The sequence below is a fragment of the Streptomyces sp. NPDC058576 genome (genome assembly GCF_042718715.1).
Lineage (GTDB): Bacteria > Actinomycetota > Actinomycetes > Streptomycetales > Streptomycetaceae > Streptomyces.
Window position 1 is genome coordinate 42,559 of record NZ_JBHXPF010000031.1, and the last position, 26,852, is coordinate 69,410.

Below are 26,852 nucleotides of genomic sequence, written 5' to 3' on the forward strand. Positions count from 1 at the left end.
GGTCCGTACATCCCCCGCGAACAGGCGCAACAAGCACGGTTGGGGACGGAGGCTGATCTTCCGGACCTGCCGTACGGCGCACGGTGGCGCAGTGCGATGATGTCCCGGCCATGTCCACGCCTCTCGCACGCGCCGGAGCCGGTCTGCGGCTCATGAGGGCCGCGGTGTTCACCGCGGTCTGCGTCGTGCTGTCCGCGGCCGGACACGCGCTCGCCGCCGGAACGGCCGTTCCCGCGTGGACACTGCTCGCCGGATTCCTCGGTGTTCTCGCCGTCGCCACCCTCCTCGCCGGACGGGAACGTTCCCTTCCGGGCATCGTGGGCGCGCTGGCCGGCGGGCAGATCCTCCTGCATGTTCTCTTCGCGTACGGCAGCCACGGCAGCGCCCCGGCCGCCGCGTCCACCGGCGGCGACAACCCGCTCATCCGGTTCGCCTCCGGACTCGTGTGCGGCGAAGCGTCGGCGGGGCTGAACGCGGCCGAAGCCCACCGCATCGTCTCCTCCGCGGGCATCGACCCCTCGACACTCCCGGGTGCCCACGGGCATCTCGCGGCGGGGGGCGGTTCCGGAGCGGCCCAGGCCGCCGCGTCGGCGGCCGGGGACGGGGCCTCCGGCATCGCGCAGGTCTGCGCCGCGGTCTCCGCGATGCTGCCGAGCCTGCCGATGTTCCTGGCCCACGTCCTCGTCGCGCTCGCCACCGGCTGGCTGCTGCGGCGCGGCGAGATCGCCCTCTTCGCGGTGGCCCGGCTCTCCGCCCACAGCGCCCAGGCGCTGGCGGCCGGGGCCCGGCTCCGTTCCCTGCGGGCCGCGCTCGCCCTCGTCCGCGCGCTGCGGGCCGGGGCCCGTGAGCAGCTCGTGGCCGGACCGCGCGCTCCGCGCCACGGTGACGACGTCCCCGTGCCGGTCGACAGGGATCCTCTGCAGCACCTGGTGATCAGGCGCGGGCCTCCGGCCCCGTACGCCCTCGCAGCCTGACGCGACGCCTCCACCGGGCCCCGCGGGCCGTTCGTGCACATCTCCCGTGCACGCGACGGTCCGCACGGAACCGCACCGCGAGGTGTCGTGACGCCGTCGCGCATCCGCGCGCCGGACCACCGTGTTCCGTTTCCCTGTGGAGATTCCTGCCATGAAGCTTTCCCGTATCGCCCTCGCCGGCGGCGTCGCCGCGTCCACCGTTCTGCTGATCGCCGGCCCGGCCGCCGCCCACGTCAGCGTCCAGCCGGTGGGCGAGGCCGCCAAGGGCGGATATGCCACGCTCAACTTCAAGGTCCCCAACGAGCGCGACCAGGCCTCGACGGTGAAGCTCGAAGTCAACTTCCCGGCCGACCACCCGCTCTCCTCCGTCACCCCGCAGGCCGTCCCGGGCTGGGACATCAAGATCGACAAGAGCAAGCTCGACAAGCCTCTCGAGGTGCACGGCAAGAAGATCACCGAGGCCGTCTCCAAGGTGACCTGGACCGCGGACGACAGCGAGATCGCCCCCGGCTACTTCCAGCAGTTCCCGGTCTCCGTCGGCGCGCTCCCCGAGGACGCCGACCAGCTCGTCTTCAAGGCGATCCAGACGTACGACAACAAGGAAGTCGTCCGCTGGATCGAGGAGCCCACGGCGGGCGGCGAGGAGCCCGACAGCCCCGCCCCGGTCCTGAAGCTGGCCGCCGCCGCCGAGGACCACCACGGCGGCGCGGCCGACGACGCCAAGGAGGCCGACGACCACAAGGCCGCCGACACCGCCGCGTCGACCGAGAAGACCGGCACCGCCGCGTCCTCCTCCTCCAGCGACACCACCGCCCGCACCCTGGGCATCATCGGCATCGTCATCGGTGTCGCCGGTGTCGCGTTCGGCGTGCTCGCCGGACGCCGCCGCTCGGCCTGACCGGCCGGTTCCCTCACCCGCACCACGTTCAGGACACCCCTTTCATGCGCAACAGAAAAGCAGTGACGGCCGTGGCGTTCGCCGCCGCGGCCGCACTGGCCCTCTCCGCCTGCGGCACCGGTGACGACAAGGCGGGCTCCTCGTCCGTCGCCGACGTCAGCGCCGCGCCGAAGGACAAGGCCGCGACCGTCCTCGACCAGCCGTTCACCAAGCCGAACCTCGTCCTCACCGATACGCAGGGCAAGAAGTACGACCTGCGCGAGGCGACCAAGGGCAAGCCGACGCTCATCTACTTCGGCTACACCAACTGCCCCGACGTCTGCCCGCTGACCATGAGCAACATCTCGCTCGCCAAGCGGGAGCTGCCCAAGGCCGACCAGGACAAGCTCCAGGTCGTCTTCGTCACCACCGACCCCGAGCGCGACACGCCCGCCTCGCTCGGCACGTGGCTCAAGGCCCAGGACCCCACCTTCACCGGTCTCACCGGCGACTTCCCGACCATCCAGGCCGGGGCCCGGCAGATCGGCATCGGCATCGACGCGCCGAAGAAGGAGAAGGACGGGACCGTCGTCTCGATGCACGGCGCCCAGGTCATCGCCTTCTCCCCGAAGACGGACGAGGGGTACGTGCTCTACGGCGAGGACACCAGCGCCGAGGAGTACACGAAGGACCTCCCCAAGCTGATCAAGGGGGAGGCTCCGTGAACCGCCGCACGGCTCTCGCGGGCGGCATCGCCCTCACGACCGCGCTGACGCTGGCCGGGTGCTCGTCGGACAGCGGGTCCGGCAGCGAGCCGGAACTGAAGGTGGTGGGGGCGTTCATGCCGCAGCCCGTCAGCGACATGGCCGCCGGATTCCTCGTCGTCCAGAACAACGGCGGCGCCGGGGACCGGCTCACCTCGGTGACCAGCCCGCTCTCCGACGACGTCACCATCCACGAGACGAAGAACCAGAAGATGCGCGAGGTCTCCTCGTTCGAGGTGCCCGCGAACGGCGAGCTCGATCTCGAACGCGGTGGCAACCACATCATGTTCATGAAGCTCAAGCAGCAGCCCAAGCAGGGCGAGAAGGTCTCCGTCGAGCTGCACTTCGAGAAGGCCGACCCGATCAAGGTCGACCTGCCGGTGAAGGAAACCACCCACAACCCGAAGAAGCAGTGAGGGACTGAATCCAGATGTCTGCCACCGCCCCGTACGCCGGGCCGTCCCCGATACGCCGGCCGCTCGCCGCCGCCGCGCTCCTCGCCGCCCTCGTCAGCCTGGTGTTCGGGCTGCTGCTGGCCGGCGCGGGCCCGGCGTCCGCGCACGCCGCCCTCACCGGGAGCGACCCGCGGGACGGGGCGGTGGTGGACACCGCGCCCAAGGAGGTCACCCTCAGCTTCTCCGAGGCCATCGCCGTGGGCGACGACTCCATCCGGGTCCTCGACCCCAGCGGCAAGCGCGCCGACACCGGGGCCGAGCCGAAGGACCTGTCCGAGGGCTCCACCGTCCGCTACGGCGTCGCGCTCCACACCGGGCTGCCGGACGGCACCTACACGGTGGCCTGGCAGGCGATCTCCGCCGACAGCCACCCGATCTCCGGCGCGTTCACGTTCTCCATCGGCGCCCCCTCCGACACCACCGTCGCCCTGCCCTCCCAGGAGGCCGGCGGCGGCCCCGTCGGCGTCGTCTACGACATCGCGCGCTACGCGGCGTACGGCGGATTCGTCCTGCTCGTCGGCGGCAGCGCGTTCGTCCTGGTCTGCTGGCGGCGCGGCGCGACCGCCCTGCCGATGCAGCGGCTCGTGGTCCGCGGCTGGCTCACCCTGACCGCGGCGACCCTGGTCATGCTGCTGCTGCGCAATCCGTACACCGGCAGCGGGAAGTTCGCCGACGCCTTCGACCTCGCCGGGCTCCAGTCGGTCCTGGACACCAAGCCCGGCGCCGCGCTCGTCTCCCGGCTGCTGCTGCTCGGGGCCGCCGCCCTGTTCATCGCCGTGCTGTTCGGCACGTACGCGCGGCGCGAGGACGAGCGCGAGAAGAAGGACCTCACCTTCGGCCTCGCCGTCGGGGGCGGGGTGGTCGCCGCGGGCATCGCCGCCACCTGGGCGATGTCCGAGCACGCCTCGACCGGCATCCAGGCGGGCGTCGCCATGCCGGTCGACGTACTGCATCTGCTGGCCGTCGCCGCCTGGCTCGGCGGACTCGCCTCGCTCCTCGTGGCCCTGTACCGGACGCCGGACATCGGGAGCGCCGCGGTCCGGCGCTTCTCCGCGGTCGCGTTCGGCAGTGTCGTGGTCCTGGCGGCGACCGGGATCTACCAGTCCTGGCGGCAGGTCGGCTCCTGGTCGGCGCTGACCGGGACGCGTTACGGGCAACTGCTGATCCTCAAGGTGGCGCTGATCGCCGTCCTGCTCGCGGTCGCCTGGTTCTCCCGGCGCTGGACCGGACGGCTGACGGACACGGCGGTCGCTTCCGAGGAGAAGGACGCCGAAGAGAACGGGGCCGCGACCGAGCCGGAGGAGGCAGCGGGCTCTCCGGCCGACGTCGACCCCGAGCGGGCCGCGCAACTGGCCCGTCAGCGGGCCGTCCTGACCGCGACGAAGAAGAAGCGGATACGGGACGCCGACCCGGAGCGCTCCGGGCTGCGCCGCTCGGTCCTGGCCGAGGCCGCCGTCGCCGTCGTCCTGCTGGCCGTCACCACCATGCTGACGTCCACCGAACCGGGCCGTACGGAAGAGGAGGCGGCCGGCGGATCCACCTCGGCGAGCGCTCCCGCAGCCGGCGGCCCGGTCAACCTGAGCATGCCGTTCGACACCGGCGGCCAGAACGGCAAGGGCACCGTCCGCATCGACATCGAACCCGGCCGCACCGGCTCCAATGACCTGCATGTGTGGATCGACGGCAGCGACGGCGAGCCGATGGACGTCCCCGAGCTGAAGCTGGCCCTCACCCTGGAGTCGAAGGACATCGGCCCGCTGCCGGTCGTCCCGGACCGGCTGGCCGAGGGGCACTGGTCGGCGAGCGGTGTACAGATCCCGATGGCCGGGGACTGGAAGATCGATGTGACGGTACGGACCTCCGACATCGACCAGGTCACCATCGACAAGAACGCGAAGATCGGCTGAGCACGGTGAGCAAGACCACGAAGCAGGCCCCGGACGGGACCGCCACGACCGGCGCTCCGGGCAGCGACGGCAGTGGCACCACCGGCGTATCGCGGCGGCGACTGCTGGGCACCGCGGGCGCTGCGAGCGCCACGGGGCTGGTGCTGGGCGCCGGGGGCGGGGCCGCGGGTTATGCCGCCACCCGCCCGGAGGAGCCGGCCGCGCTGACGACCGTCGGGGCGACCGAGGCGATGTTTCACGGGAAACATCAACCGGGGATCACCACTCCGCTTCAGGCCCGGGGTCATCTCGTCGCCTTCGACCTGGCGGCGGGCGCCGGGCGCAAGGAGGCGGCGGCGCTGCTGCGGCGCTGGTCCGCGGTGGCGCGGGAGCTGATGGGTGGCCGCCCTGCGGCGGGCGGGCCGGACGGCCCCGGGCACGACACCGGGATCGCCCTGGACGCGGGCCCGTCGTCCCTGACCGTCACGTTCGGCTTCGGGCGTACGTTCTTCGCGCGCACGGGTCTGACCGCCCGTCTGCCCGCCGCGCTCGACCCGCTGCCCGCGTTCTCCGCCGACGCCCTCGACGACCGGCGCTCGAACGGTGACCTGTGGGTGCAGATCGGCGCGGACGACGCGCTGGTCGCCTTCCACGCGCTGCGGGCCCTCCAGAAGGAGGCCGCGGGCACGGCACGGGTGCGGTGGCAGATGAACGGCTTCAACCGCACGCCCGGCGCGACCGCCCGGCCGATGACCGCCCGCAATCTGATGGGCCAGATCGACGGGACCGGCAATCCGAAACCGGCCGACGAGGACTTCGACGAGCGCGTCTTCGTCCCCGCGTCGCCCGGGAAGCCGCAGGAGTGGATGGAGGGCGGTTCGTACGCCGTCGTCCGCCGGATCAGGATGCTCCTGGACGACTGGGAGAAGCTTCCGGTGGAGCGCCAGGAGCGGGTCATCGGGCGGCGCAAGGCGGACGGGGCGCCGCTGAGCGGGGGGACCGAGACCACCGAGATGGACCTCGACAAGGCGGGCCCGGACGGCAGGCTCGTGATCCCCGACAACGCCCACGCCCGGATCTCCTCGCCCGAGAAGAACGGCGGGGCCGCCATGCTGCGCCGCCCGTTCTCGTACCACGACGGCATCGCGGAGGACGGCACTCCGGACGCCGGGCTCCTCTTCGTCTGCTGGCAGGCGGACCCGTTCCGGGGCTTCGTGCCGGTGCAGCGCAAGCTCGACCGGGGCGACGCGCTGTCGCCGTTCCTCCGGCACGAGGCAAGTGGTGTCTTCGCGGTGCCGGGCGGGGCGGCGGAGGGCGAGTACGTGGGACAGCGGCTCCTGGAGTCGTAGGGCGCGACGAGGGCAGTGGCTTCCGGACGCGTGGACGCACACGGGGCCAGCGGCTTCCGGAGGCGTCAGGGCCGCTCGGGGGCCGGGCACACAGGCTCGCGACCGCATTCTGAGACAGCGCGGCGGGCCTCGCGGGGCGCACTAGGGTGACCGTATGTCAGCCACGCGCTACGCCTATCTCGGCCCCGAGGGCACCTTCACCGAGGTCGCCCTCCGTACGCTCCCGGAAGCCGCCACCCGTGAGCTCGTCCCGATGCTGTCCGTGCCGGCCGCCCTGGACGCCGTACGCAACGGGGAGGCGGCGGCAGCGCTCGTGCCGATCGAGAACTCCGTCGAGGGCGGCATCACCGCGACGCTCGACGAGCTGGCCGGCGGGGAACCGCTGATGATCTACCGCGAGGTGCTGCTCTCCATCACCTTCGCGCTGCTGGTACGGCCCGGGACCAAGCTGTCGGACATCAAGACGGTCACCGCGCACCCGGCCGCCCAGCCGCAGGTGCGCAACTGGATGGCGGTCCATCTCCCGGGGGCCCTGTGGGAGTCGGCGGCGTCCAACGCGGACGGGGCCCGGCTGGTCCAGGAGGGCCGGTACGACGCCGCGTTCGCCGGTGAGTTCGCCGCCGCCACCTACGGCCTGGAGCCACTGGTGACGGAGATCCACGACGCGGAGAACGCCCAGACCCGCTTCGTCCTGGTGGGCCGCCCGGCCCGGCCCTCCGCACCGACCGGCGCGGACAAGACCTCCGTGGTGATCTGGCTGGGCGACGACCATCCCGGCGCCCTGCTGGAGCTGCTCCAGGAGTTCGCGGTGCGCGGCGTCAACCTGATGCTGATCCAGTCCCGCCCGACCGGCGAGGGGATCGGCAACTACTGCTTCGCCGTGGACGCGGAGGGGCACATCGCGGACCGGCGGGTCGGGGAGGCCCTGATGGGGCTGAAGCGGATCAGCCCGAAGGTACGGTTCCTCGGCTCGTACCCGCGGGCGGGTGTCTCGCCGGACGAGGTGCGGCCGCTGCGGGCGGGCACGTCGGACGCCGCGTTCACGGAAGCCTCCGACTGGCTTGCGCGCAGCCAGGACGGCCGGATCTGACGGCAGCAGGGCAGACGAGGCCCCCGCGGAGCACCTGCCTCCGGGTCCGGGGTGTGTCCTTGTTGCGCGCTCCGCAGCAGTGCGATCTACGGATAGTCACGCACTCCGGAGAGTTATCCACAGGGAGGGCTCTCGACCTGGGGACAAGTCGACACCCTCATGCGACATCATCGACAAATCAACCCAGCCGACCTGAAGCCGTCCACAGGGACTCGATGCGGCACGAGGCGGCACGAGTCTCCCGTGTCACCCGAATTCCCTTGATCGACTCTATGGAGCGATGAATTCCCACCCGAACGAGCACGCGGAAGGGGTTTGGCGGGGACTCCGCGGCACTTCGTCCGAGTTCCGGAACAATGCCCTCCGGCATCCACAGAACTTCCACACAGCCTGTGGATAACTATTCCGGCATCGCGATTCCTGTGGACAACAGCGGCTGACACACCCCCAACTCCCCTCCCGCTCAAGGCAGGTGCGTCAAGGCGGACCGCACCTTCTGCCCTGTTCAGGGGAGTTAACCACCGTTATTGACGACCCTCCCCCGCCCCGGCACCGCCGCCGTCCGCGATTCCCCCCAGAAATATCAATTCCGGCAATTCGGTCATAGTGACACGCTCGGCAATATCGGTTCGAGTGCGAGAACCACGCACCGGTAGCCTGGAGGGGTGATTGACCTTCGCCTGCTCCGTGAGGACCCCGACCGTGTTCGCGCCTCCCAGCGCGCCCGTGGAGAGGACGTCGCCCTCGTCGACGCCCTGCTCTCCGCCGACGAGCTGCGCAGGTCGTCCGGCGTCCGCTTCGACGAACTCCGCGCCGAACAGAAGTCGCTCGGCAAGCTGATTCCCAAGGCCACCCCCGAGGAGCGCACCGAGCTCCTCAAGAAGGCCGAACAGCTCAAGTCCGACGTCAAGGCGGCCGACGCCGCCCAGGACGAGGCCGACGCGGACGCCAAGCGGCTGCTGCTCCAGCTCGGCAACATCGTCCACGAGGACGTGCCGGTCGGCGGTGAGGAGGACTTCGTCGTCCTGGAGACGCACGGCACCATCCGCGACTTCGGCGCCGAGGGCTTCGAGCCGAAGGACCACCTGGAGCTCGGCGAGGCGCTCGGCGCCATCGACATGGAGCGCGGGGCGAAGGTCTCCGGCTCGCGGTTCTACTACCTCACGGGCGTCGGCGCGCTCCTGGAGCTCGCCCTCGTCAACGCGGCGATCGCGCAGGCCACCGAGGCCGGCTTCATCCCGATGCTCACTCCGGCGCTGGTCCGCCCCCGCGCCATGGAGGGCACCGGCTTCCTCGGCCAGGCCTCGGAGAACGTGTACCACCTGGAGAAGGACGACTACTACCTGGTCGGCACCTCCGAGGTCCCCCTCGCCGCGTACCACATGGACGAGATCATCGAGGCCGACAAGCTGCCCCTGCGGTACGCCGGGTTCTCCCCGTGCTTCCGCCGTGAGGCCGGCACGTACGGCAAGGACACCCGCGGCATCTTCCGCGTCCACCAGTTCGACAAGGTCGAGATGTTCTCGTACGTCGACCCGGCGGACGCCGAGGCCGAGCACCGCAGGCTCCTGGAGTGGGAGAAGCAGTGGCTCACCGGCCTCGAACTGCCCTTCCAGGTGATCGACGTCGCCACCGGCGACCTCGGCGCATCGGCCTCGCGGAAGTTCGACTGCGAGGCGTGGATCCCGACCCAGGGCAAGTACCGCGAGCTGACCTCCGCGTCGAACTGCGACGGCTTCCAGGCCCGCCGCCTGTCCGTCCGGATGCGCGAGGGCAAGAAGGTCCAGCCGCTGGCCACGCTGAACGGCACGCTCTGCGCCGTACCGCGCACCATCGTGGCGATCCTGGAGAACCACCAGCTCCCCGACGGTTCGGTCCGGGTGCCCGAGGTGCTCCGTCCGTACCTGGGCGGGCGCGAGGTCCTGGAACCGGTCGCCAAGTGACCTTCCCCTACAAGCTCGTCGCGACCGACCTCGACGGCACGCTGCTGCGCGGGGACGACACGGTCTCCGAGCGCACCCGCGAGGCCCTGGCCGCCGTCACGGCGGCCGGTGCCGCGCACATCATCGTCACCGGACGCGCGGTCCCCTGGACCCGGCACATCCTGGACGACCTCGGTTACGAGGGGCTCGCGGTCTGCGGCCAGGGTGCGCAGGTCTACCACGCGGGCGAGCACAAGCTGCTGACCTCGTTGACCCTGGACCGGCAGCTCGCCGGTCTCGCGCTGTCCAAGATCGAAGCGGAGGTCGGCCCGCTGCACCTGGCGGCCAGCCGCGACGGCCTGGAAGGCGAAGTTCTGGTCGGTCCCGGCTACCGGGTGCAGGAGGGGCCGCTCCCGTACCTCTTCGTGGACGACGCCACCGAGATGTGGACCGCCCCGCTCAACAAGGTCTACATACAGCACCCGGAGCTGGACGACGACGCGCTGGCCGCCGCCGCACGGGCGACCGTCGGCAGCCTGGTCGACGTGGTCATGGCCGGAGCCGGAGTGGTCGAGATCCTGCCCCTGGGTCTGAGCAAGGCGACCGGCCTCTCACTGGCCGCCCGCCGGCTCGGCGTGAAGGCGGCCGACACGATCGCTTTCGGCGACATGCCGAACGACATCCCGATGTTCGGCTGGGCCCACCACGGCGTGGCCATGGCCAACGCCCACGACGACCTGAAGGCCGTCGCCCACGAGATCACCGCGTCCAACGAGGACGACGGCATCGCGGTGGTCCTGGAGGAGCTGCTCCGCTCGGCGCCCGCGCAGCCCGCGCGGTAGGACGCCCCTCCCGCACCCCGGTCAGCGTGACAGCGGCCCGGCACCGTTTCCCACGGTGCCGGGCCGCCGGCGTCAGCGCTGCCCGCGCTGCCCGCTGCGGCGGCGCAGATCCTTCAGCTGCCGGGCGAAGCAGTCCAGCCGCCCGTCCAGCCGCACGACGTCCTGCTGCACGTCCGTCAGCCGCAGACTCATCGCCCCGATCACCTGGTGCGTCACCTCGACCTTGCGGTCGAGGCTGTCGAGCCGCTCCGACATCCGCACCAGCACCGGACCGAGCTCCTGGAGCGCGCTGCCGACGCCGGTGAGGCAGCTCTCGATGCGCGTGACGCGCTGGTCGAGGGAGGCGTAATGCGTGCGCAGCGCCTCCTCGGCGTCGAGGAGGTACGTACGCACGCAGCGGGCGATGTCGCTGTCGCGAAGAAGCAGGGCGATGTTGAGGACGGTTCGGCGGGTGTAGAGCCGCAGTTGCGTGGCCGCCTGTGGATAACTTTCCACTCCGTCACGACCCCATAGCGACACCATGTCGCTTTGGAAGGATCGCAGGTCAGCGCCGCGCAGCACGCGCATGCCGTTCTCGGTGAACTCCTCCTGATGCCGGTCGGCCAGCCTCCTGACCGCCCTTGTGGATACTTCGAAGTACCGAGCCACATCATCTGTGCGAACGTGAATTCCGTCCGGGAGCATGACCAGGCTCTTCACCTTGTCGAGGACGTCGACGCGCCCCATCTGCTCCCCGCGCAGCGCGCGTGATTCGAGCAGGGCGACTTCCGTGGGCATGGGTGTGCCTTTCGTGCGAGGGAATGACGAGGACGGCCCACACCCCGGGCTTCAGGGGTGGAGGACGCTCACGGTTGCCACTCACTCGATGACCGGTCCGGTGGGCTGAGCCTCACCCGGTGCCGGCATTCCCCGATTTCCCGATCGCTACGACGCCACGGATTCCAGTTGCCTCCACGCGTCCTGCCCAACGACCCGATAAACGTACGGTTACGCGCACACCTGTCCGCTCATACGACGACCCCCGCCCTTGCCAGAACAAGGGCGGGGGTCGTCGAGGCGCACGGGGCTCAGGCCGCAGGCCTCACTCCTCGCCCGCCAGCTTCAGCGTGCGCAGCTTCTGGCCCGCGTACCAGGTGGCCGCGGCCGTGACCGCGACCAGCAGGACCGTGGCGAGCGGCAGGCCGACTTCCGAGGTCACCACGCCGTCGCCCGAGACCTTCTGGGCGACCGCCAGGGACCACTGCTGGACGCTGAGCGTGCGCGCACCGGCCACCAGGCTGCCGAAGAGGGCCTCCCAGACCAGCGCGTACACCAGGCCCAGGACCACCGCGTGCCGGCTGACCGTGCCGAGCAGCAGGAACAGGGCGCTGTACGCGATCGAGGCGACCAGCGCCGCGATCGTGTAGGCGACGGCGATCTGCTGGCCGTTGCCGTTGAGGATCAGGCCCGCGAGCAGCGTCGGCAGGGCGGAGAACACCATGGTCACGGCGATGGCCACGATCAGCTTGGTGAAGATGATCGTGGGCCGCTTCACGGGCTTGGCGAGCAGGTAGACGATCGAGCCGTCGTCGATCTCGGGGCCGATCGCCCCGGTGCCCGCGATCACGCCGATCAGCGGCACCATCGTGGCGATGGCGAAGCCGCCGAGGACGTCCGAGGCGATCTGGTCATCGGCTCCGGCGAACATGCGCACGGCCGCGGCGATGACCAGCAGCAGTGCGGGCAGGACGAACAGGATGGCGGCCCGGCGCCGGCCGAGCAGGGCCCGGTAGGTGAGCCGGGCGACTGTGGGGTCGTACATGACGGTGCACAGCTCCTTTCAGGCCACTACTCAGGCCGCTACGAGGTAGGAAAAGACCGATTCGAGGGACTCGTCGGACGGCGAGACGGTGAGCAGTCGGATGCCCTGTTCACGGGCGACCCTCGGCAGCAGTTCGGTGAACCGCCCGAAGTCGACGGCCTGGATGCGCAGCGCCTTCTCGGTCAGGTCGACCTCGATGCCGGCCGTGGACGGGTCGGCGATGAGCGCGGCCGCCAGCGCCCGGTCGTCGCTGGAGCGCACCAGATAGCGGTGCGGCCGGTCCTTCATCAGCCGGCGGATCTTCCGGAAGTCGCCGGACGCGGCATGCCGGCCCGCCACGATCACCTCGATGTGCGAGGCCAGCTGCTCGACCTCTTCGAGGATGTGGGAGGAGAACAGGACCGTGCGCCCCTCGGCCCCCATGCGCCGCAGCAGTTCCATCAGCTGCATCCGCTGGCGCGGGTCCATCCCGTTGAACGGTTCGTCCAGGAGCAGCACCGAGGGCTCGTGCACGAGCGCGGACGCCATCTTCACGCGCTGGCGCATGCCCTTGCTGTACGTGGCGATCTTGCGGTCCTGCGCGTACTCCATCTGGACCGTGGCGAGCGCCCTCTGCGCCTCGGCCCCGCCCAGACCATGGAGTTCGGCGTTGGCGACGACGAACTCCTTGCCGGTGAGGAAGTCGTACATCCCTTCCCGCTCCGGGACGATGCCGATCTCCTTGTAGACGGCCTCGTTGCGCCAGATCGGCCGGCCGTCGAGCGTGACCTTCCCCGTCGAAGGGGCGAGGAATCCGCCCATCATGTTGATGAGGGTGGACTTTCCGGCGCCGTTCGGGCCGAGGAGTCCGGTGACGCCGGGCCCCACGGTCATGGAGACGTCGTTGACGGCGACCACGTTGCCGAACCAGCGCGAGGTGTGGTCGATCTCGATGGTGGTCACAGCCCGACCCTCCGGTAGCGGCGCATCAGGACGGCGTACGAGCCGGCGACGAGCGCGAGAACAACGATCAGGTAGACCACGCCGGCGCCGGCGCCCGGGCCTTCCCCTCCGGGGAAGGCGGAGGACGCGCCGAGGAACGCGGTCTGGACGCCGTCGATCAGGGTGATCGGCGAGAAGAGGCCGAGCCACTGCACGGCCCCTTCCGAGCCGGTCTCCCAGGCGATGGCCTGGATCGTGGAGACGGCGCCGTAGGTGATGGTCAGGAGGGCGATCACCGCGGCCACGCCGAAGCCCCGCCGCGGTGTCAGGGCGGCCATCACGAGGCCGAGCCCGGCGAACAGCACGGACAGCAGCGCCACCGACACCAGTCCCTGGCCGAACCACTTGGTCTGATCGGCGAAGTCGAACTTCGCGAGCAGAGAGCCCACATAGAGGACGAGCAGCGGCGCACCGGTGAGGATGAAGAGCGCGGAGGCGGTGGCGGCGAACTTCGCGGCCACGTAGTCGGCGCGTTCGATCGGCCGCGAGAAGTACAGGGGGACGCTCTTGAAACGGAGATCCCTGGATACCGCCTGCGGTGCCTGGGCAGCGATGAACAGGCCGATCACGGCCTGGAGGTAGATCGCGTACGAGGTGTACTCGACCACCAGCTTGCTGGCGTCCGGTGCGGCCATGGAGACCGCCACCAGGATCGCCGCGACGAGCGCCATCACGCCGAACAGCAGCATGGGCAGCACCTTGGACTTGGCGGAACGGCCCAGTCCGAAGGAGCCCCGCAGGGTCTGCGAGAACAGCGAGCGGCGGGCGTAGGCCCGGCCGAGCCGCGGTCCGTCGTAGGAGCGGTAGCCGATGTTGTGGATCCGGGAGGCGTCACGCCCGGTCGCGGTGCCGGTCTCAGTGCTCATCGCGACCGCTTCCCTTCTGCTGGACGATTCCGGCGGTGGCGACGGCCGGGACGGCGGTGTGGTGCGCCCCGCCCTGTTCGGTACGGAAGACCTCGGCGATCTGGTGGCGGCGCTGTTCCATGCGGACCAGGCCGAGCCCGAGTCCGGCGACACTGTCGCGGACCAGGTCGTACGTCTCCTCGCCCGCCGCCTCGATCAGCAGGATGTGGCCCGCGCCCGGCAGCCCCTCCGTGTCGATCCCGTCGTGGCCGATGAGCGTGACCCCCGCGTCGGTGAGGACCTTGCGCAGCGCGCCGGTACCGTCGGGGTGGGTGTCGCTGTCGGTCACCTCGACCGCGAGGGTCGCGGTGGTCTGGGTGAAGTCGCTGGTGGAGCTGGAGCGCAGGAGGGTTCCGCCGTCGATGACGACGACGTGGTCGCAGGTGCGCTCCAGCTCGCCCAGGAGGTGCGAGGTCACCAGCACGGAGATGCCGAAGTCGGTGTGGATGCGGCGGATCAGGCCGAGCATCTCGTCCCGGCCGACCGGGTCGAGGCCGTTGGTCGGCTCGTCGAGCAGGACCAGCTGGGGGTCGTGGACGAGGGCCTGCGCCAGCTTGACCCGCTGCTTCATGCCGGTCGAGTAGCCGCCGATGGGGCGGTAGCGCTCTTCGTAGAGGCCGACGTGACGCAGGGTGTCGGCCGTGCGCTCGCGGGCCGCCGTGGGCGGCAGCCCCGACATACGAGCCATGTGCACGACGAACTCGGTCGCCGAGACGTCGGGCGGCAGGCAGTCGTGCTCGGGCATGTACCCCACCCGTTCCCGGATGGCGGCGCCGCTGGTCGCGACGTCGAGCCCGAGCACTGCGGCCCGGCCTTCGGTGGCGGGGGAGAGACCCAGCAGGATCTTGATCAGTGTGGACTTGCCGGCTCCGTTGGAACCCACCAGACCGGTCACACCCGGTCCGATGTCCAACGTGAGCCGGTCAAGCGCGGTCACCCGGGGGAACCGCATGCTCAGGGCTTCGGTAGCGATTACGGCTGTCACGGAAATGACGTTAGTGGCGCGGAACACAGCGGTCGTCAGCCCTGACGGCTGGATCAGGGTCAGACTCCAGGCGTACGCGCCCGTAGGGGGACCCCGCGAAGGACGAGGCCGAAACCCCGGGACGGGCGGCGCCGACAGCGGCGCGGGCCGCGGCGTCGCGGGCGGGCGCCCGCGGTCGGGACCACCGTTTTCCACAGTTCGGCGCGCGGGTTGTCCACAGGCCGTGCAGCCCCCTTGACGCAGCCGCTGGACATTGTCACATTCATCAGTGTCACGTTACGGACGCGTACCGCACACGGCAGGGAACGGACGGTGGCATGACCGGCATGACCTCGGCAGGATTCGCCTCGGCAGTGCAGCACGACATCACCCCGGAGCTGCGGGGGTTCAGAGAAGTCCAGCGCCTGGCCTACGCCTGCGCGGAGGCGGTCGCCGGTCAGCTGCGGTCCGGTGTGACCGAGCGCGAGGCGGCCCGGATGCAGCGCGTGTGGCTGCGCGAGCGCGGTGTGCGCGACTGGTTCCACCTCCCGTTCGCCTGGTTCGGGGACCGTACGGCGTTCGCCGGGTTCAAGGTGCCGCTGCAGTTCTTCCCGACGGACCGGAAGCTGGAGCCGGGCATGCCGTTCATCCTCGACATGGCTCCGGTGTACAAGGGGTTCACCGCAGATGTCGGCTATTCGGGATGCCTCGGCCTCAATCCGCTGCACGACAGGCTGCTGGCCGATCTGGAGGACCACCGCGAGCTGATCCTGCGGGAGGTGCGCGAGCGCCGTTCGCTGCGCGAGATCTACGAGGACGTCGAACGCCTCATGACCGCACAGGGATACGCGAACAGACACCGGGCCTACCCCTTCGGCGTGATCGCCCACAAGGTCGACCGCGTCGCCGAACGCCGTTGGTCCCCGGAGGTCTTCGGCTTCGGCACCCAGGCCCTCAAGGGTCTGGTGAGCGACGCGCTGCACGGTCACCGGGACGGCTGGTCGCCGCTGTGGAGCCCCTACCGCTTCTCCGACCACCCCCCGCAGCCGGGCCTGTGGGCGGTCGAACCCCACCTCGGATTCCGGGGTACGGGCGCGAAGTTCGAGGAGATCCTGGTCGTCACCGACTCCAAGGACCCCGAACAGAGCGCTTTCTGGCTGGACGACGATCTGCCGCATGTGCGGCGCTGGGCCGAGGAGAAGGTGGCGGCATGAATCTGTCCGGGGCGCGTGAGCGATCCGTGCGCACGGGAGGCGTCGAGCTGTGCGTCGCCGAGCTGGGCGACGCGGGCCGGCCGACCGTGGTGCTGGTCCATGGCTATCCGGACAGCAAGGAGGTCTGGTCGGACGTCGCCGCCCAACTGGCCGAGCAGTGGCACGTGGTGCTGTACGACGTGCGGGGGCACGGCAGGTCCACCGCCCCGAAGCCCCTGCGCGGCGGCTTCACCCTGGAGAAGCTGACCGACGACTTCCTCGCCGTGATCGACGCGGTCAGCCCCGACCGGCCGGTGCACGTGGTCGGTCACGACTGGGGCTCGGTGCAGGCCTGGGAGTTCGTCACGGTCGGCCGGACCGAGGGCAGGATCGCCTCCTTCACCTCGATGTCCGGTCCGTCCCTGGATCACTTCGGGCACTGGATCAAACGCCGGATGTCCCGCCCCACCCCGCGCAAGGTCGGCCAACTGCTCGGCCAGGGTGCGAAGTCCTGGTATGTGTACATGCTCCACACGCCGGTCCTGCCGGAGCTGGCCTGGCGCGGGCCGCTCGGCAAGCGCTGGCCGCGGATCCTGGAGCGGCTGGAGAAGGTGCCCGCGGGCGACTACCCCACCGCCTCCCTGCCGAACGACGCGGCGCACGGGGCCTGGCTCTACCGCGACAACGTCCGCGCCCGGCTGAGCAGGCCCCGCGCGGACGCCTACGCCCACGCACCGGTCCAGCTGATCACGCCGACCGGGGACTCCTTCCTCTCCGAGCGGCTCTACGACGGGCTGGAGGACTGGGTCCCCCGGTTGGTACGCCGCTCGATCCCGGCCAAGCACTGGGTGCCCCGCACGCGGTCGGACCAGCTTGCTTCCTGGATCGACGAGTTCGTCACCGCGAACGAGTCCGCCGGGCGGGAGGGCTCGCCCGTGCAGCAGCCGGTGGCGCAGGGCCCCTATGCGCAGCGGTTCGGCGGCCAGCTGGTCCTGGTGACGGGCGCGGCCTCCGGTATCGGGCGCGCCACGGCGTTCGCGTTCGCCGAGGCGGGCGCCCGGATCGTGGCCGTGGACCGCGACGCGGAGGGGGCCGCCCGGACCGCGGAGATGGCGCGGCTGGTCGGGGCGCCGGCGGCCTGGGGCGAGGCGGTCGACGTCAGCGACGAGGCCGCGATGGAGAAGCTCGCCGCCCGGGTCGCCGCCGAGTACGGCATCGTCGACGTCCTGGTCAACAACGCCGGGATCGGGCTGTCCGGCTCCTTCCTGGAGACCACGAGCGAGGAGTGGAAGAAGGTCCTCGACGTCAATCTGTGGGGAGTCATCCACGGCTGCCGGATCTTCGGCAAGCAGATGGCGGACCGTGGCCAGGGCGGCCACATCGTCAACACGGCGTCGGCCGCGGCCTTCCAGCCCTCCCGGGCGCTGCCCGCGTACAGCACGTCGAAGGCGGCCGTGCTGATGCTCAGCGAGTGCCTGCGGGCCGAGTTGGCGGAGAAGTCGATCGGGGTGAGCGCGATATGCCCCGGCATCGTCAACACCAACATCACCACCACCGCGCGCTTCGCCGGTGCGGACACGTCGGAGGAGGAGCGGCTGCGGAAGCGGACGAGCCGGCTCTACGGCTGGCGCAACTACCCGCCGGAGAAGGTCGCCGAAGCGATCCTGCGGGCGGTCGTGCGCAACCAGGCCGTGGTGCCGGTGACCCCGGAGGCGCGCGGCGCCCGGCTGCTGTCCCGGCTGAGCCCGGCGGCCCTGCGCTCCGTCGCCCGGCTGAAGCCGCCGCTGTGACCGGGGCGGGAGCGGGGACGGGGGCCGCCGCATACCGGATCGAGGACCTGGCCCACGCCAGCGGGGCCTCGGTACGCACGATCCGCGCCTATCAGGACCGGGGTCTGCTCCCGACGCCGGAGCGGCGCGGGCGGGCCAATGTGTACCAGGAGACCCATCTGGCCCGGCTGCGGCAGATCGCGGACCTGCTCGACCGGGGCTACACCCTGGCCAGCATCAAGGAGTTGCTGGAGGCGTGGGACGCGGGGCGGGGGCTCGGCGGGGTGCTCGGGCTCGTCGCGGAGGTGCACGGTCCGTGGACGGACGAGGAGGCCGGCCGGATCAGCCGCCGGGAGCTGGACGCGCGGTTCGGCGGCGAGCAGGACGACGAGGCCATCGCCGAGGCGGTGGAGCTCGGCGTGCTGGAGCGCGTGCCCGGCCGGGACGACGAGTTCCTCGTCCCCAGCCCGCAGGAGCTCGCGGTGGCCGTCGAGTTGTACGCGGCCGGCGTGCCGCTGACGGCGATCTCCGGCCATCTGCGGGAGCTTCGCGGTCAGGTGGAGCACATAGCCTCCCGTTTCCTGGAGTTCACCACCGAGCACGTCTTCGCCCGCTATCTCGGCCACCTGCCGCCCACCGACTCGGACGCGGCCGAGGCGGCATCCCTGGTACGTCGGCTACGGCCGCTCGCGCAGCAGACGGTGGACGCCGAACTGGCCCGCGCCATGCGAACGTTCGCCACCCGGCACCTGCACCACCACCTCGGCGCGGAGGAGAACGCGATCTCCGAGAGCGCGACCCGTCCGGTGCTTCTCCCGGCCCGGACAACGCACGCCGTACAGGAGTTGGTTGGCGCGGAACAGGTGGCGGCTTTCGTGACTGCGGCCGCTGAACGGGAGGTGGGGGCACGCACGTTGGACCAACTCGCGGCAACTCATGCTAAAGAGAGCAAATTTGACGAAAGGACATAAAGAGCAGGGCTGTTGTCCACAGAACCGCCAAATAGCCTGTGGATAACTCAAGTTGGCTGTGGATCAAACCCGGCCGAGGAGAAAAGCCGAGGAATCACAGAAGAACGAAGAACCGAAGACCAGAAGACCCGAAGAGCCGAAGAGCCCAAGACCCGATAGGCGAAATCCGGATGCACCGACCGGTCCGCCCCGGGCACTCTGACGCCATGGACGAACGCCGCACCGTCAAGGTGTCCAAGTACCTCTCGAAGCACCTGCGGCACCAGCCGGAACGCATCGGCCTCACCCTCGACGAGAACGGCTGGGTGCCGGTCGAGGAGCTGCTGCACGCCGCGGCGCGGCACGGGTTCGCCTTCTCCCGCGCCGAGCTCGACCACGTCGTCGCCGCCAACGACAAACGCCGCTTCACCATCGAGGGCGGCGTTCGGGGCGGCGTCCAAGGCGACCGCATCCGCGCCAACCAGGGCCACACCGTCGCCGTCGACCTGGATCTGCCCCCGGCCGAGCCGCCCGCGTACCTCTACCACGGCACGGTCGCCCGGGTGATGGACGCGATCCGGGCCGAGGGCCTGCGCCCCATGACCCGCCACCACGTCCACCTGTCGCCCGACCGGGAGACGGCCACCCGGGTCGGCGCCCGCCGCGGACGCCCCCTCGTCCTCACCGTGGACGCCGGCGCGATGCACCGCGCCGGCCATGTCTTCCGGGTCAGCGCCAACGGCGTCTGGCTCGCCGACGCCGTACCGCCGGAGTTCCTGCGCCTGCGCGACTGAGGGCCGCGGGAGCAGAGACCGCGGGGCTCACGCCAGCTGGGCAGGCGCCTCCGTCGCGATGCGCTCGAAGACCTTCTCGTCGACGTCGAAGACCGAGTCCGGGATCGGGGCGTGGATGACGATCTCGGTGAAACCCAGCTCCGCGTGGCGCCCCGCGAAGTCGACGAAGGCGTCCACGGACTCCAGCGGGGCCGTGCGGTCCGGCGTGAAGCCGGTCAGCAGGATCCGGTCCGGCTCGCCGGCGTCCCGGCCGATCTCCGCGCAGGCCGCCGTGAGCTTCTCGTTCTGCGACCGCAGCGCGGCCCGCGACTCCTCCGGGGTGCCGTTCTCGTACAGCTTGGGGTCGCCGGTGGTGACCCAGGCCTGCCCGTGGCGGGCGGCGAGCTTCAGGCCTCGCGGTCCGGTCGCCGCGACCGCGAAGGGCAGCCGGGGGCGCTGGACGCAGCCGGGGATGTTGCGGGCCTCCAGCGCGGTGTAGTGCGCCCCGTGCCCGGTCACCGCGTCCTCGGTCAGAAGGCGATCCAGGAGGGGGACGAACTCCGCGAACCGGTCGGCGCGTTCGCGCGGGGTCCAGGCCTCCTGGCCCAGCGCGGTGGCGTCGAAGCCGTTGCCGCCGGCGCCGATGCCGAGGGTGACCCGGCCGCCCGAGATGTCGTCCAGGGAGATCAGCTCCTTGGCCAGCGTGACGGGGTGGCGGAAGTTCGGCGAGGTCACGAGGGTGCCCAGGCGCAGGCGTTCGGTGGCCGTCGCGGCGGCGGTGAGCGTGGGCAGCGCCCCGAACCACGGGCCGTCCCGGAAGGTCCGCCAGGACAGGTGGTCGTAGGTGTAAGCGGTGTGGAAGCCCAGCTCCTCCGCACGCCGCCAGCGGTCGCGGCCGCCTTCGTGCCAGCGGTGGACGGGAAGGATCACGGTGCTCAGGCGGGGGCTCATGCCTCTGAGCCTACGACCGCGCCCACTCTCCACCACCACCCGATGGCCTTGGCATATGCCAGCGGACTTTTCTGCAAATAAGGGCTTTACCCACTCAAATGTGCGCCCCTCCGCACGCCCGTGCACCCTTGTGGGCGAGAATGGCCCGGTGACCTCAGTGACCGATGCGCCTCTCCCCGCCGTGACCCGGCTGATCGCCACCGACCTCGACGGCACCCTGCTGCGCGACGACAAGACGCTGTCCGCGCGCACGGTCGCGGCCCTCACGGCGGCCGAGGAGGCCGGCATCGAGGTCTTCTTCGTCACCGGCAGGCCCGCCCGCTGGATGGACGTCGTACGGAACCACGTCCAGAGTCACGGCACGGCGATCTGCGCCAACGGCGCCGTGGTCACCGATCTGCGGACGGACGGCGACCTGCTCTCCGTACGGCCGCTGGAGCGCGACGCCTCCCTGCACGTCGTGCGCACGCTGCGCGACGTGGCTCCCGGCACCTCCTTCGCCGTCGAGTTGACCACCGGCATCAACTACGAACCGGCCTACCCGCCCTTCCACCTGGATCCGGGCGCCACGGTGGCCGTCGCCGAGAAGCTGCTGCACGAGGACGCCCCGGGCACCGGCGCGCCCGTGCTGAAGCTGCTGGCCCACCACACCGAGCTGGCGCCCGACGCGTTCCTCGACCTGGCCCGTACGGCGGTCGGCGACCGGGCCGCCATCACCCGCTCCAGCCCCTCCGCGCTCCTGGAGGTCAGCGGGCTCGGCGTCTCCAAGGCCACCACGCTCGCCGCCTGTTGTGCCGAGCGCGGCATCACGGCCGCCGAGGTGGTCGCCTTCGGCGACATGCCCAACGACGTCGAGATGCTCAGCTGGGCCGGGGCCTCCTTCGCGATGGGCAACGCCCATCCGGACGCCGTGGCCGCCGCCTCGGGCCGGACCGCCACCAACGAGGAGGACGGGGTGGCCCTCGTCATCGAGCGGATCCTCGCCGCCCGCCCAGAGGACCGCTGAAACCTTTCGGCACACCGGCCCGAGAATGGCGTCCGGGCCCCGCGGAGCCACCCGCCCTCACAGCGGCGCCTCCCACACCACCGTCGTACCGCCGCCGTCCTCTCCGATCCCCGCCTCCAGCCGGCTCGACCCGCCCAGGGACTCGGCCCGGCGGGCCAGGTTGCGCAGTCCGCTGCGGCGGCCGCCCTCCGGGATGCCCACTCCGTCGTCGGCCACCGAGAGCCGCACGGCGCCCCGCCCGTCCGGCAGGGTCACCGTCGCGTCGACGACCACATCGATCAGCGACGCCTCCGCGTGCCGGAACGCGTTGGAGAGCGCCTCGCGCAGCGCGGCGACCAGGTTCTTGCCGGTCAGCTCGCCGACGAGCGCGTCCACCGGACCCAAGAAGCGGTGCGAGGGCTTGAAGCCGAGCGGGACGGCCGCCATGTTGATCTCCCGCAGTACGCGCGTGCGCAGCCCCGAGGGGGCTTCGGCCGGCTCCTGCTGGAGCGCGAAGATGGCCGTACGGATCTCCTGGATCGTCACGTCCAGCTCGTCGACCGCCCGGCCGACGCCGGTCCGCACCTCGGGCACCACCGATCTGCGCTGGGCGCTCTCCAGCATCATCCCGGTGGCGAACAGCCGCTGGATGACCAGGTCGTGCAGGTCGCGGGCGATCCGGTCGCGGTCCTCGTACACCGCGAGCCGCTCCCGGTCCCGCTGCGCCTCGGCCATCATCAGCGCGAGCGCCGCCTGGGAGGCGAACTGCGTGGCGAGCGTCCGCTCGGCCTCCGTGAACGGGCGCGCGCCCCGGAGCCTGGGAGTGGCCAGCGCGCCGAGCACCCGGCCGCCGCTGTGGAGCGGCAGCATCATGCTGGGGCCGAACCGGCCGGCCAGTCTGCTGATCATCCGGCTGTCGGTGGCCGCGTCGTCGATGAACACCGCCTCGCCCGCGAGGAGTTTCGTCACCACGGCGCTTCGGGGCGGGATGATCACGCCGAGCGAGGACGAGGGGTCGTCGGACGACACGGCCACGATCTCCAGACCACCCGCCCCGGCGGGCAGCAGCACGATCCCGGCGGCGGCGTCGGCGAGCCGGCGGGCCTGCTCCGCGACCACGGACAGCGCCTCGTCGGCGTCCCCGCCCGACAGGAGCGCCGTGGTGACCGCGACCGAACCGTCGATCCAGTGCTCCCGCTGCCGCGCCGCCTCGTACAGCCGGGCGTTGCCGATGGCGATCCCGGCCTCCGTGGCGAGCACCCGGACCATGTGGAGGTCGTAGTCGCTGAACTCCGCGCCGCCGTGCTTCTCGGTGAGGTAGAGGTTGCCGAAGATCTCCCCCTGGACCCGGATGGGCACCCCCAGGAAGGACCGCATCCGGGGGTGCCCCGCCGGAAACCCGGCGGACCGCGGATCGGTGGACAGATCGGCCAGCCGGACCGGGGCGGGGTCGTGGATCAGCGCGCCGAGCAGACCCCGGTGACCGTCGGGCCGTCGCCCGATCTCCTCGGCGACCTCCTGCGGAACGCCGTGGGTGACGAAGTCCGAAAGCCCCTCGCCCAGCTCGTCCACGACGCCGATGGCCGCGTACCGGGCGTGGGCCAGCTCGGCGGCCGTCTCGCAGATCCGGTCCAGGGTGGAGTGCAGTTCCAGTCCCGCGCCGACGGAACGCATCGCCTCCAGGAGCTGCGGCACCCGCGCGGTCAGCTCGGTGGACAGGCCCTGGAGGCTGCGGGTGGCCCGGGTCGCGGCGTCGAGGGAGTCCTTCGGGTCGGGCTCTGCCATGGCCCGAGCCTAGTTAGTGCCGTTAGGGGGCGAAAGTCGAGAATGCACGAGATGACCGGCCGGGCGGCGGCCGTCCACCGCCCGGCCGGTGTCCCTCACGCCCCCTACACCCCCGCCGTCTCCCGTTCGCGCTCCAGCATGCGGCGCAGCGGCCCGTCCTCGGCGGCGAGTTCGGCGTATGCTCCGCGCTGCACGACCCGGCCCGCGTCCAGCACCAGCACCTCGTCGACCGCCTCCAGGCCGGTCAGCCGATGGGTGATCAGTACCGTCGCACAGCCCCGGGTCGCGTCCAGCAGGTCGGCGGTGAGGGCGTCGGCGGTCGGCAGGTCGAGGTGTTCGGCCGGCTCGTCCAGCACGAGTACGGGGAAGTCGGCGAGCAGGGCCCGGGCCAGGGCCAGGCGCTGGCGCTGGCCGCCGGAGAGCCGGGCGCCGTGCTCGCCCACCGGGGTGTCGAGGCCCTCCGGCAGGGCCAGCGCCCAGTCCAGGAGCCGGGCCCGGGAGAGCGCGTCGCGCAGGTCGTCGTCGGTCGCCCCGGGGCGGGCCAGGCGAAGGTTCTCCCGGATCGTGCTGTCGAAGACGTGCGCGTCCTGGGCGCACAGCCCGACCGAGCGCCGGACCGTGTCCGAATCCAGCGCGGACGCCTCGGTGCGACCGAGCGTGTACGTCCCCGACGAGGCGTCCAGGAAGCGCAGGAGGACCTGGGCGAGCGTCGTCTTGCCCGAGCCGGAGGGGCCCACCACCGCGATGCGCCGCCCTCGCGTCAGCGTCAGGTCGAGCGAGGACAGCGCGTCGAGCCCGGCCCCCGGGTAGCGGGCGCTCAGCCCCCGCACCTCCAGCGGGAAGGGGGAGGCCGGACCGTCGGCGGGGACCGCGGGCTCCTGTACGGGTACGGGGGCGTCCAGCACCTCGAACACCCGCTCCGCGCTCCGGGCGACGCGCTGGCGGTACTGCACGGCGAGCGGCAGTCCGGCGACGGCCTCGAACGCGGCGAGCGGGGTCAGCACCACCACGGCGAGCGCCACCCCGGACAGCCGGCCGTCCTGCACGGCGGGGACGGCGACGGCCGCGGCGGCCACCACGGTGAGCCCGCAGACCAGGGCGGACAGGCCGCCGCCCAGTGCCGTCGCGGCGGCCGCGCGGGAGGCGATCCGGGTCAGCAGGGTGTCGGCCGCGCGCAACTGCGCCTGCCGGGCGGGCAGCGCTCCCGCGACGGTCAGTTCGGCGGTGCCGCCGAGGAGATCGGTGACCCGGGTGGCGAGGGTGGCGCGGGCGGGCGCGAGCTGTCGTTCCGTACGGCGGGCGCAGGCGCCGCTGACGAGCGGAACGCCGACCCCGGCGACCAACAGGCCGACGGCCAGGATGACGCCCGCCTCCGGGAGCAGCCAGCCGGTGAACCCGGCGGCGGCGGTCCCCACCACGACGGCGGTGCCGACGGGCAGCAGCCAGCGCAGCCAGTAGTCCTGGAGCGCGTCCACGTCGGCGACGAGACGGGACAGCAGGTCTCCTCTGCGCGTGGTGCGCAGACCGGCGGGGGCGATGCGTTCGAGGCCCCGGTAGACGGAGACGCGCAGGCCGGCGAGGAGCTTCAGGACGGCATCGTGCGACACGAGACGCTCGGCGTAGCGGAAGACCGCCCGGCCGATGCCGAAGGCGCGGGTCGCGGTGACCGCCATCATCAAGTACATGACCGGCGGCTCTTCGGAAGCGCGGGAGATCAGCCAGCCGGAGACCGCCATGAGGCCCACGGCCGACCCGACCGCGAGGCTGCCCAGCAGCAGGGCCAGGGTCAGCTGTCCGCGCTGCGCCCCGGCGGACGCGCGGACCCGGGCGAGCACCCGTCCGGAGCGCGCGTCGGCCTCCCCCGGCTCCCCGTCGGCCGCGCGCAGTTCTTCCGCCCGGCGGGCGTCGAGGAGTTCACCCCCGGCGAGCGGCTGCGGGACGGCCGGTCCTGCGACGCGGCCCACCGCCTCGACCGGGGAAGGGGATCCGGTACCCGTCTCCAACGTCACCACCCGGTCGGCGACCGCCAGCAGCGCCGGGCGGTGCACCACCAGCAGCACGGTCCGCCCGGCGGCCAGCCTCCGTACGGCGTCGACAATGCCCGCCTCACTCTCGCCGTCCAGGCTCGCGGTCGGCTCGTCGAGCAGCAGGAGCGGCCGGTCGGCGAGAAACGCCCGGGCGAGGGCGAGGCGCTGGCGCTGCCCCGCGGAGAGCCCGGCGCCGTCCTCACCGAGCGCCGTCAGCATCCCCTCGGGCAGCGCCGCCACGAAGTCGTACGCGCCCGCGTCCCGCAGCGCCGCGAGGACCGCCTCGTCGTCGGCGTCGGGCCGGGCGAGGCGGACGTTCTCGGCGATCGTGCCGGCGAAGAGGTGGGGGCGCTGGGGGACCCAGGCGATCCGGCTCCGCCAGCGGTCCGGGTCCAGGCAGGCGAGGTCCCGGCCGCCGACCCGTACGCGCCCCTCGTCGGGCCGGGCGAAGCCCAGGATCACGTTCAGCAGGGTGGACTTGCCGACCCCGCTCGGGCCGACCAGGGCGACGGTCTCCCCCGGCTCCACGGTGAGCGACGCGGCGTCCAGCGACGGCTCGGTGCGGCCCTCGTGGCGTACGGTCACGTCCGCCAGCTCAAGGCGCAGCGTGTCCGGGACGTCCTCGGTGCCCGGGGTCCGGGGTTCGGTCTCCAGGACCGTGAAGATCTCCTCGGCCGCCGAGAGGCCCTCGGCCGCCGCGTGGTACTGCGCCCCGACCTGGCGGATCGGCAGATACGCCTCCGGGGCCAGGATCAGGACCACCAGGCCGGTGTAGAGGTCGAGTTCCCCGTGGACGAGCCGCATGCCGATCGTGACGGCGACGAGGGCCACCGACAGGGTCGCCAGGAGCTCCAGCGCGAACGAGGAGAGGAAGGCGATCCGCAGGGTGCGCAGGGTGGCCCGGCGGTAGTCGGAGGTGATCGTGCGGATCGATTCGGCCTGTGCCTTGGCCCGCCCGAAGACCTTCAGGGTCGGCAGCCCGGCGACGACGTCCAGGAAGTGCCCGGAGAGCTGGGACAGCAGCTGCCACTGCCGGTCCATCCGGGACTGGGTGGCCCAGCCGATCAGGATCATGAACAGCGGTATGAGCGGCAGCGTGACGACGATGATCGCCGCCGACACCCAGTCCTCGGTGACGATCCGCGCGAGCACCGCCACGGGCACGACGACCGCGAGGCCGAGCTGCGGGAGGTAGCGGGCGAAGTAGTCGTCGAGCGCGTCGATCCCCCGGGTCGCCAGAGCGACCAGGGAACCCGTGCGCTGCCCGCTCAGCCAGTCGGGGCCCAGCCGCGCGGCCCGCTCCAGGAGCCGACCGCGTAGTTCGGACTTGACGGCCGCGCTGGCGCGATGGGCGGCCAGCTCGGTGAGCCAGGCGACCAGGGCCCGCCCCAGCGCGACCGCCGCGAGCAGCAGAAGAGGGGTGCGCAGCGCGGTGACCGTGAGCCCGCGCTCGAAACCGCCCACCACGATCTCGGCGATGAGCATCGCCTGGGCGATCACCAACAGGGCGCCGACCAGGCCGAGAGCCACCACAGCCGCCAGGAAGAGGCGGGTGGCCCGTGCGTGGTGGAGCAGACGCGGATCGATCGGTTTCACGTGAAACATCCCC

The 26,852-nt window shown here is 71.7% G+C and carries 22 protein-coding genes; 14 read left to right on the top strand and 8 right to left on the bottom strand.

The genetic code is table 11. From position 1 onward, the window contains the following. The first annotated feature begins 110 nt into the window (after nt 1-110). The 9 genes from ACFWRV_RS21770 to ACFWRV_RS21810 all read left to right on the top strand — a co-directional run bounded on the left by ACFWRV_RS21770 (nt 111) and on the right by ACFWRV_RS21810 (nt 10,159). The gene (locus tag ACFWRV_RS21770; protein WP_384336962.1) at nt 111-974 is read left to right on the top strand and encodes a hypothetical protein; all 864 of its coding nucleotides are present in this window, start codon (nt 111-113) and stop codon (nt 972-974) included. A 151-nt stretch (nt 975-1,125) separates the two neighbouring features. Further along, nucleotides 1,126-1,872: a YcnI family protein gene (locus tag ACFWRV_RS21775; RefSeq protein WP_384336964.1), complete on the top strand. Its 747-nt coding sequence runs from the start codon at nt 1,126-1,128 to the stop codon at nt 1,870-1,872. Between the two features lie 44 nt (nt 1,873-1,916). Further along, nucleotides 1,917-2,576: an SCO family protein gene (locus ACFWRV_RS21780; protein ID WP_384336966.1), complete on the top strand. Its 660-nt coding sequence runs from the start codon at nt 1,917-1,919 to the stop codon at nt 2,574-2,576. Further along, complete coding sequence (locus tag ACFWRV_RS21785) at nt 2,573-3,031, top strand: copper chaperone PCu(A)C (protein WP_384336968.1); 459 nt, start codon at nt 2,573-2,575, stop codon at nt 3,029-3,031. The genes ACFWRV_RS21780 and ACFWRV_RS21785 overlap by 4 nt, the downstream gene beginning before the upstream one ends. Nucleotides 3,032-3,045: 14 nt before the next feature. After that, nucleotides 3,046-4,977 carry a copper resistance CopC/CopD family protein gene (locus ACFWRV_RS21790; protein WP_384336970.1) on the top strand — a complete coding sequence of 644 codons (1,932 nt, stop codon included), beginning with the start codon at nt 3,046-3,048 and terminating at the stop codon, nt 4,975-4,977. A 5-nt stretch (nt 4,978-4,982) separates the two neighbouring features. Then, a complete protein-coding gene (gene efeB, locus ACFWRV_RS21795) occupies nt 4,983-6,305 on the top strand; it encodes an iron uptake transporter deferrochelatase/peroxidase subunit (RefSeq protein WP_384336972.1) in 1,323 nt (440 codons plus the stop codon). Between the two features lie 154 nt (nt 6,306-6,459). Continuing rightward, nucleotides 6,460-7,395, top strand: a complete 936-nt coding sequence (gene pheA, locus ACFWRV_RS21800; protein WP_384336974.1) for a prephenate dehydratase — start codon at nt 6,460-6,462, stop codon at nt 7,393-7,395. 665 nt (nt 7,396-8,060) lie between these two features. Then, entirely contained in the window at nt 8,061-9,338 is a 1,278-nt protein-coding gene (gene serS / locus ACFWRV_RS21805; RefSeq protein WP_384336976.1) for a serine--tRNA ligase, read from the top strand. Further along, a complete protein-coding gene (locus ACFWRV_RS21810; protein ID WP_384336978.1) occupies nt 9,335-10,159 on the top strand; it encodes an HAD family hydrolase in 825 nt (274 codons plus the stop codon). Before serS ends, ACFWRV_RS21810 begins: the two co-directional genes overlap by 4 nt. Nucleotides 10,160-10,231: 72 nt before the next feature. Here ACFWRV_RS21810 and ACFWRV_RS21815 read toward each other — a convergent pair whose 3' ends face one another. From ACFWRV_RS21815 to ACFWRV_RS21835, 5 genes are all read right to left on the bottom strand, one after another. Next, a complete protein-coding gene (locus ACFWRV_RS21815) occupies nt 10,232-10,936 on the bottom strand; it encodes a hypothetical protein (protein WP_384336980.1) in 705 nt (234 codons plus the stop codon). Nucleotides 10,937-11,240: 304 nt separating this feature from the next. Then, on the bottom strand, nt 11,241-11,960 hold the full coding sequence (locus ACFWRV_RS21820; protein WP_384336982.1) for an ABC transporter permease: 720 nt from the start codon (nt 11,958-11,960) through the stop codon (nt 11,241-11,243). A gap of 30 nt (nt 11,961-11,990) precedes the next feature. Further along, the gene (locus ACFWRV_RS21825; RefSeq protein ID WP_205080912.1) at nt 11,991-12,902 is read right to left on the bottom strand and encodes an ABC transporter ATP-binding protein; all 912 of its coding nucleotides are present in this window, start codon (nt 12,900-12,902) and stop codon (nt 11,991-11,993) included. Further along, nucleotides 12,899-13,807, bottom strand: coding sequence for an ABC transporter permease (locus ACFWRV_RS21830; protein WP_384336984.1), 909 nt, complete (start codon nt 13,805-13,807; stop codon nt 12,899-12,901). Before ACFWRV_RS21830 ends, ACFWRV_RS21825 begins: the two co-directional genes overlap by 4 nt. Continuing rightward, the gene (locus ACFWRV_RS21835) at nt 13,797-14,798 is read right to left on the bottom strand and encodes an ABC transporter ATP-binding protein (protein ID WP_384337037.1); all 1,002 of its coding nucleotides are present in this window, start codon (nt 14,796-14,798) and stop codon (nt 13,797-13,799) included. Before ACFWRV_RS21835 ends, ACFWRV_RS21830 begins: the two co-directional genes overlap by 11 nt. 350 nt (nt 14,799-15,148) lie before the next feature. On the opposite strand from ACFWRV_RS21835, the gene ACFWRV_RS21840 reads away from it, so the two are divergent. From ACFWRV_RS21840 to ACFWRV_RS21855, 4 genes are all read left to right on the top strand, one after another. Next, nucleotides 15,149-16,024 (top strand): M24 family metallopeptidase, encoded by an 876-nt coding sequence (locus ACFWRV_RS21840; RefSeq protein WP_384336986.1) that lies wholly within the window; start codon nt 15,149-15,151, stop codon nt 16,022-16,024. Then, the gene (locus ACFWRV_RS21845) at nt 16,021-17,793 is read left to right on the top strand and encodes an SDR family oxidoreductase (RefSeq protein WP_384336988.1); all 1,773 of its coding nucleotides are present in this window, start codon (nt 16,021-16,023) and stop codon (nt 17,791-17,793) included. The genes ACFWRV_RS21840 and ACFWRV_RS21845 overlap by 4 nt, the downstream gene beginning before the upstream one ends. Next, nucleotides 17,790-18,743 carry a MerR family transcriptional regulator gene (locus ACFWRV_RS21850; protein WP_384336990.1) on the top strand — a complete coding sequence of 318 codons (954 nt, stop codon included), beginning with the start codon at nt 17,790-17,792 and terminating at the stop codon, nt 18,741-18,743. Before ACFWRV_RS21845 ends, ACFWRV_RS21850 begins: the two co-directional genes overlap by 4 nt. A gap of 206 nt (nt 18,744-18,949) precedes the next feature. Beyond that, the gene (locus tag ACFWRV_RS21855) at nt 18,950-19,516 is read left to right on the top strand and encodes an RNA 2'-phosphotransferase (RefSeq protein WP_384336992.1); all 567 of its coding nucleotides are present in this window, start codon (nt 18,950-18,952) and stop codon (nt 19,514-19,516) included. Nucleotides 19,517-19,543: 27 nt separating this feature from the next. Here ACFWRV_RS21855 and ACFWRV_RS21860 read toward each other — a convergent pair whose 3' ends face one another. Beyond that, nucleotides 19,544-20,446, bottom strand: a complete 903-nt coding sequence (locus tag ACFWRV_RS21860; RefSeq protein ID WP_384336994.1) for an LLM class flavin-dependent oxidoreductase — start codon at nt 20,444-20,446, stop codon at nt 19,544-19,546. A 148-nt stretch (nt 20,447-20,594) separates the two neighbouring features. Here ACFWRV_RS21860 and ACFWRV_RS21865 point away from each other — a divergent pair, with 148 nt between their 5' ends. Further along, complete coding sequence (locus tag ACFWRV_RS21865; protein ID WP_384336996.1) at nt 20,595-21,452, top strand: Cof-type HAD-IIB family hydrolase; 858 nt, start codon at nt 20,595-20,597, stop codon at nt 21,450-21,452. A gap of 57 nt (nt 21,453-21,509) precedes the next feature. On the opposite strand, the gene ACFWRV_RS21870 is transcribed toward ACFWRV_RS21865, so the two are convergent. Continuing rightward, nucleotides 21,510-23,216: a GAF domain-containing sensor histidine kinase gene (locus ACFWRV_RS21870; RefSeq protein ID WP_384336998.1), complete on the bottom strand. Its 1,707-nt coding sequence runs from the start codon at nt 23,214-23,216 to the stop codon at nt 21,510-21,512. Between the two features lie 104 nt (nt 23,217-23,320). Beyond that, nucleotides 23,321-26,839: a thiol reductant ABC exporter subunit CydD gene (cydD, locus tag ACFWRV_RS21875; protein WP_384337000.1), complete on the bottom strand. Its 3,519-nt coding sequence runs from the start codon at nt 26,837-26,839 to the stop codon at nt 23,321-23,323. Nucleotides 26,840-26,852: the final 13 nt, after the last annotated feature.

Coding starts and splice junctions, on each gene's coding strand:
- ACFWRV_RS21770 (WP_384336962.1), top strand. CDS start 111: ATGTCCACGCCTCTCGCACGCGCCGGAGCCGGTCTGCGGCTCATGAGG.
- ACFWRV_RS21775 (WP_384336964.1), top strand. CDS start 1,126: ATGAAGCTTTCCCGTATCGCCCTCGCCGGCGGCGTCGCCGCGTCCACC.
- ACFWRV_RS21780 (WP_384336966.1), top strand. CDS start 1,917: ATGCGCAACAGAAAAGCAGTGACGGCCGTGGCGTTCGCCGCCGCGGCC.
- ACFWRV_RS21790 (WP_384336970.1), top strand. CDS start 3,046: ATGTCTGCCACCGCCCCGTACGCCGGGCCGTCCCCGATACGCCGGCCG.
- pheA (WP_384336974.1), top strand. CDS start 6,460: ATGTCAGCCACGCGCTACGCCTATCTCGGCCCCGAGGGCACCTTCACC.
- ACFWRV_RS21815 (WP_384336980.1), bottom strand. CDS start 10,936: ATGCCCACGGAAGTCGCCCTGCTCGAATCACGCGCGCTGCGCGGGGAG.
- ACFWRV_RS21820 (WP_384336982.1), bottom strand. CDS start 11,960: ATGTACGACCCCACAGTCGCCCGGCTCACCTACCGGGCCCTGCTCGGC.
- ACFWRV_RS21830 (WP_384336984.1), bottom strand. CDS start 13,807: ATGAGCACTGAGACCGGCACCGCGACCGGGCGTGACGCCTCCCGGATC.
- ACFWRV_RS21835 (WP_384337037.1), bottom strand. CDS start 14,798: ATGCGGTTCCCCCGGGTGACCGCGCTTGACCGGCTCACGTTGGACATC.
- ACFWRV_RS21840 (WP_384336986.1), top strand. CDS start 15,149: ATGACCGGCATGACCTCGGCAGGATTCGCCTCGGCAGTGCAGCACGAC.
- ACFWRV_RS21845 (WP_384336988.1), top strand. CDS start 16,021: ATGAATCTGTCCGGGGCGCGTGAGCGATCCGTGCGCACGGGAGGCGTC.
- ACFWRV_RS21855 (WP_384336992.1), top strand. CDS start 18,950: ATGGACGAACGCCGCACCGTCAAGGTGTCCAAGTACCTCTCGAAGCAC.
- ACFWRV_RS21860 (WP_384336994.1), bottom strand. CDS start 20,446: ATGAGCCCCCGCCTGAGCACCGTGATCCTTCCCGTCCACCGCTGGCAC.
- ACFWRV_RS21870 (WP_384336998.1), bottom strand. CDS start 23,216: ATGGCAGAGCCCGACCCGAAGGACTCCCTCGACGCCGCGACCCGGGCC.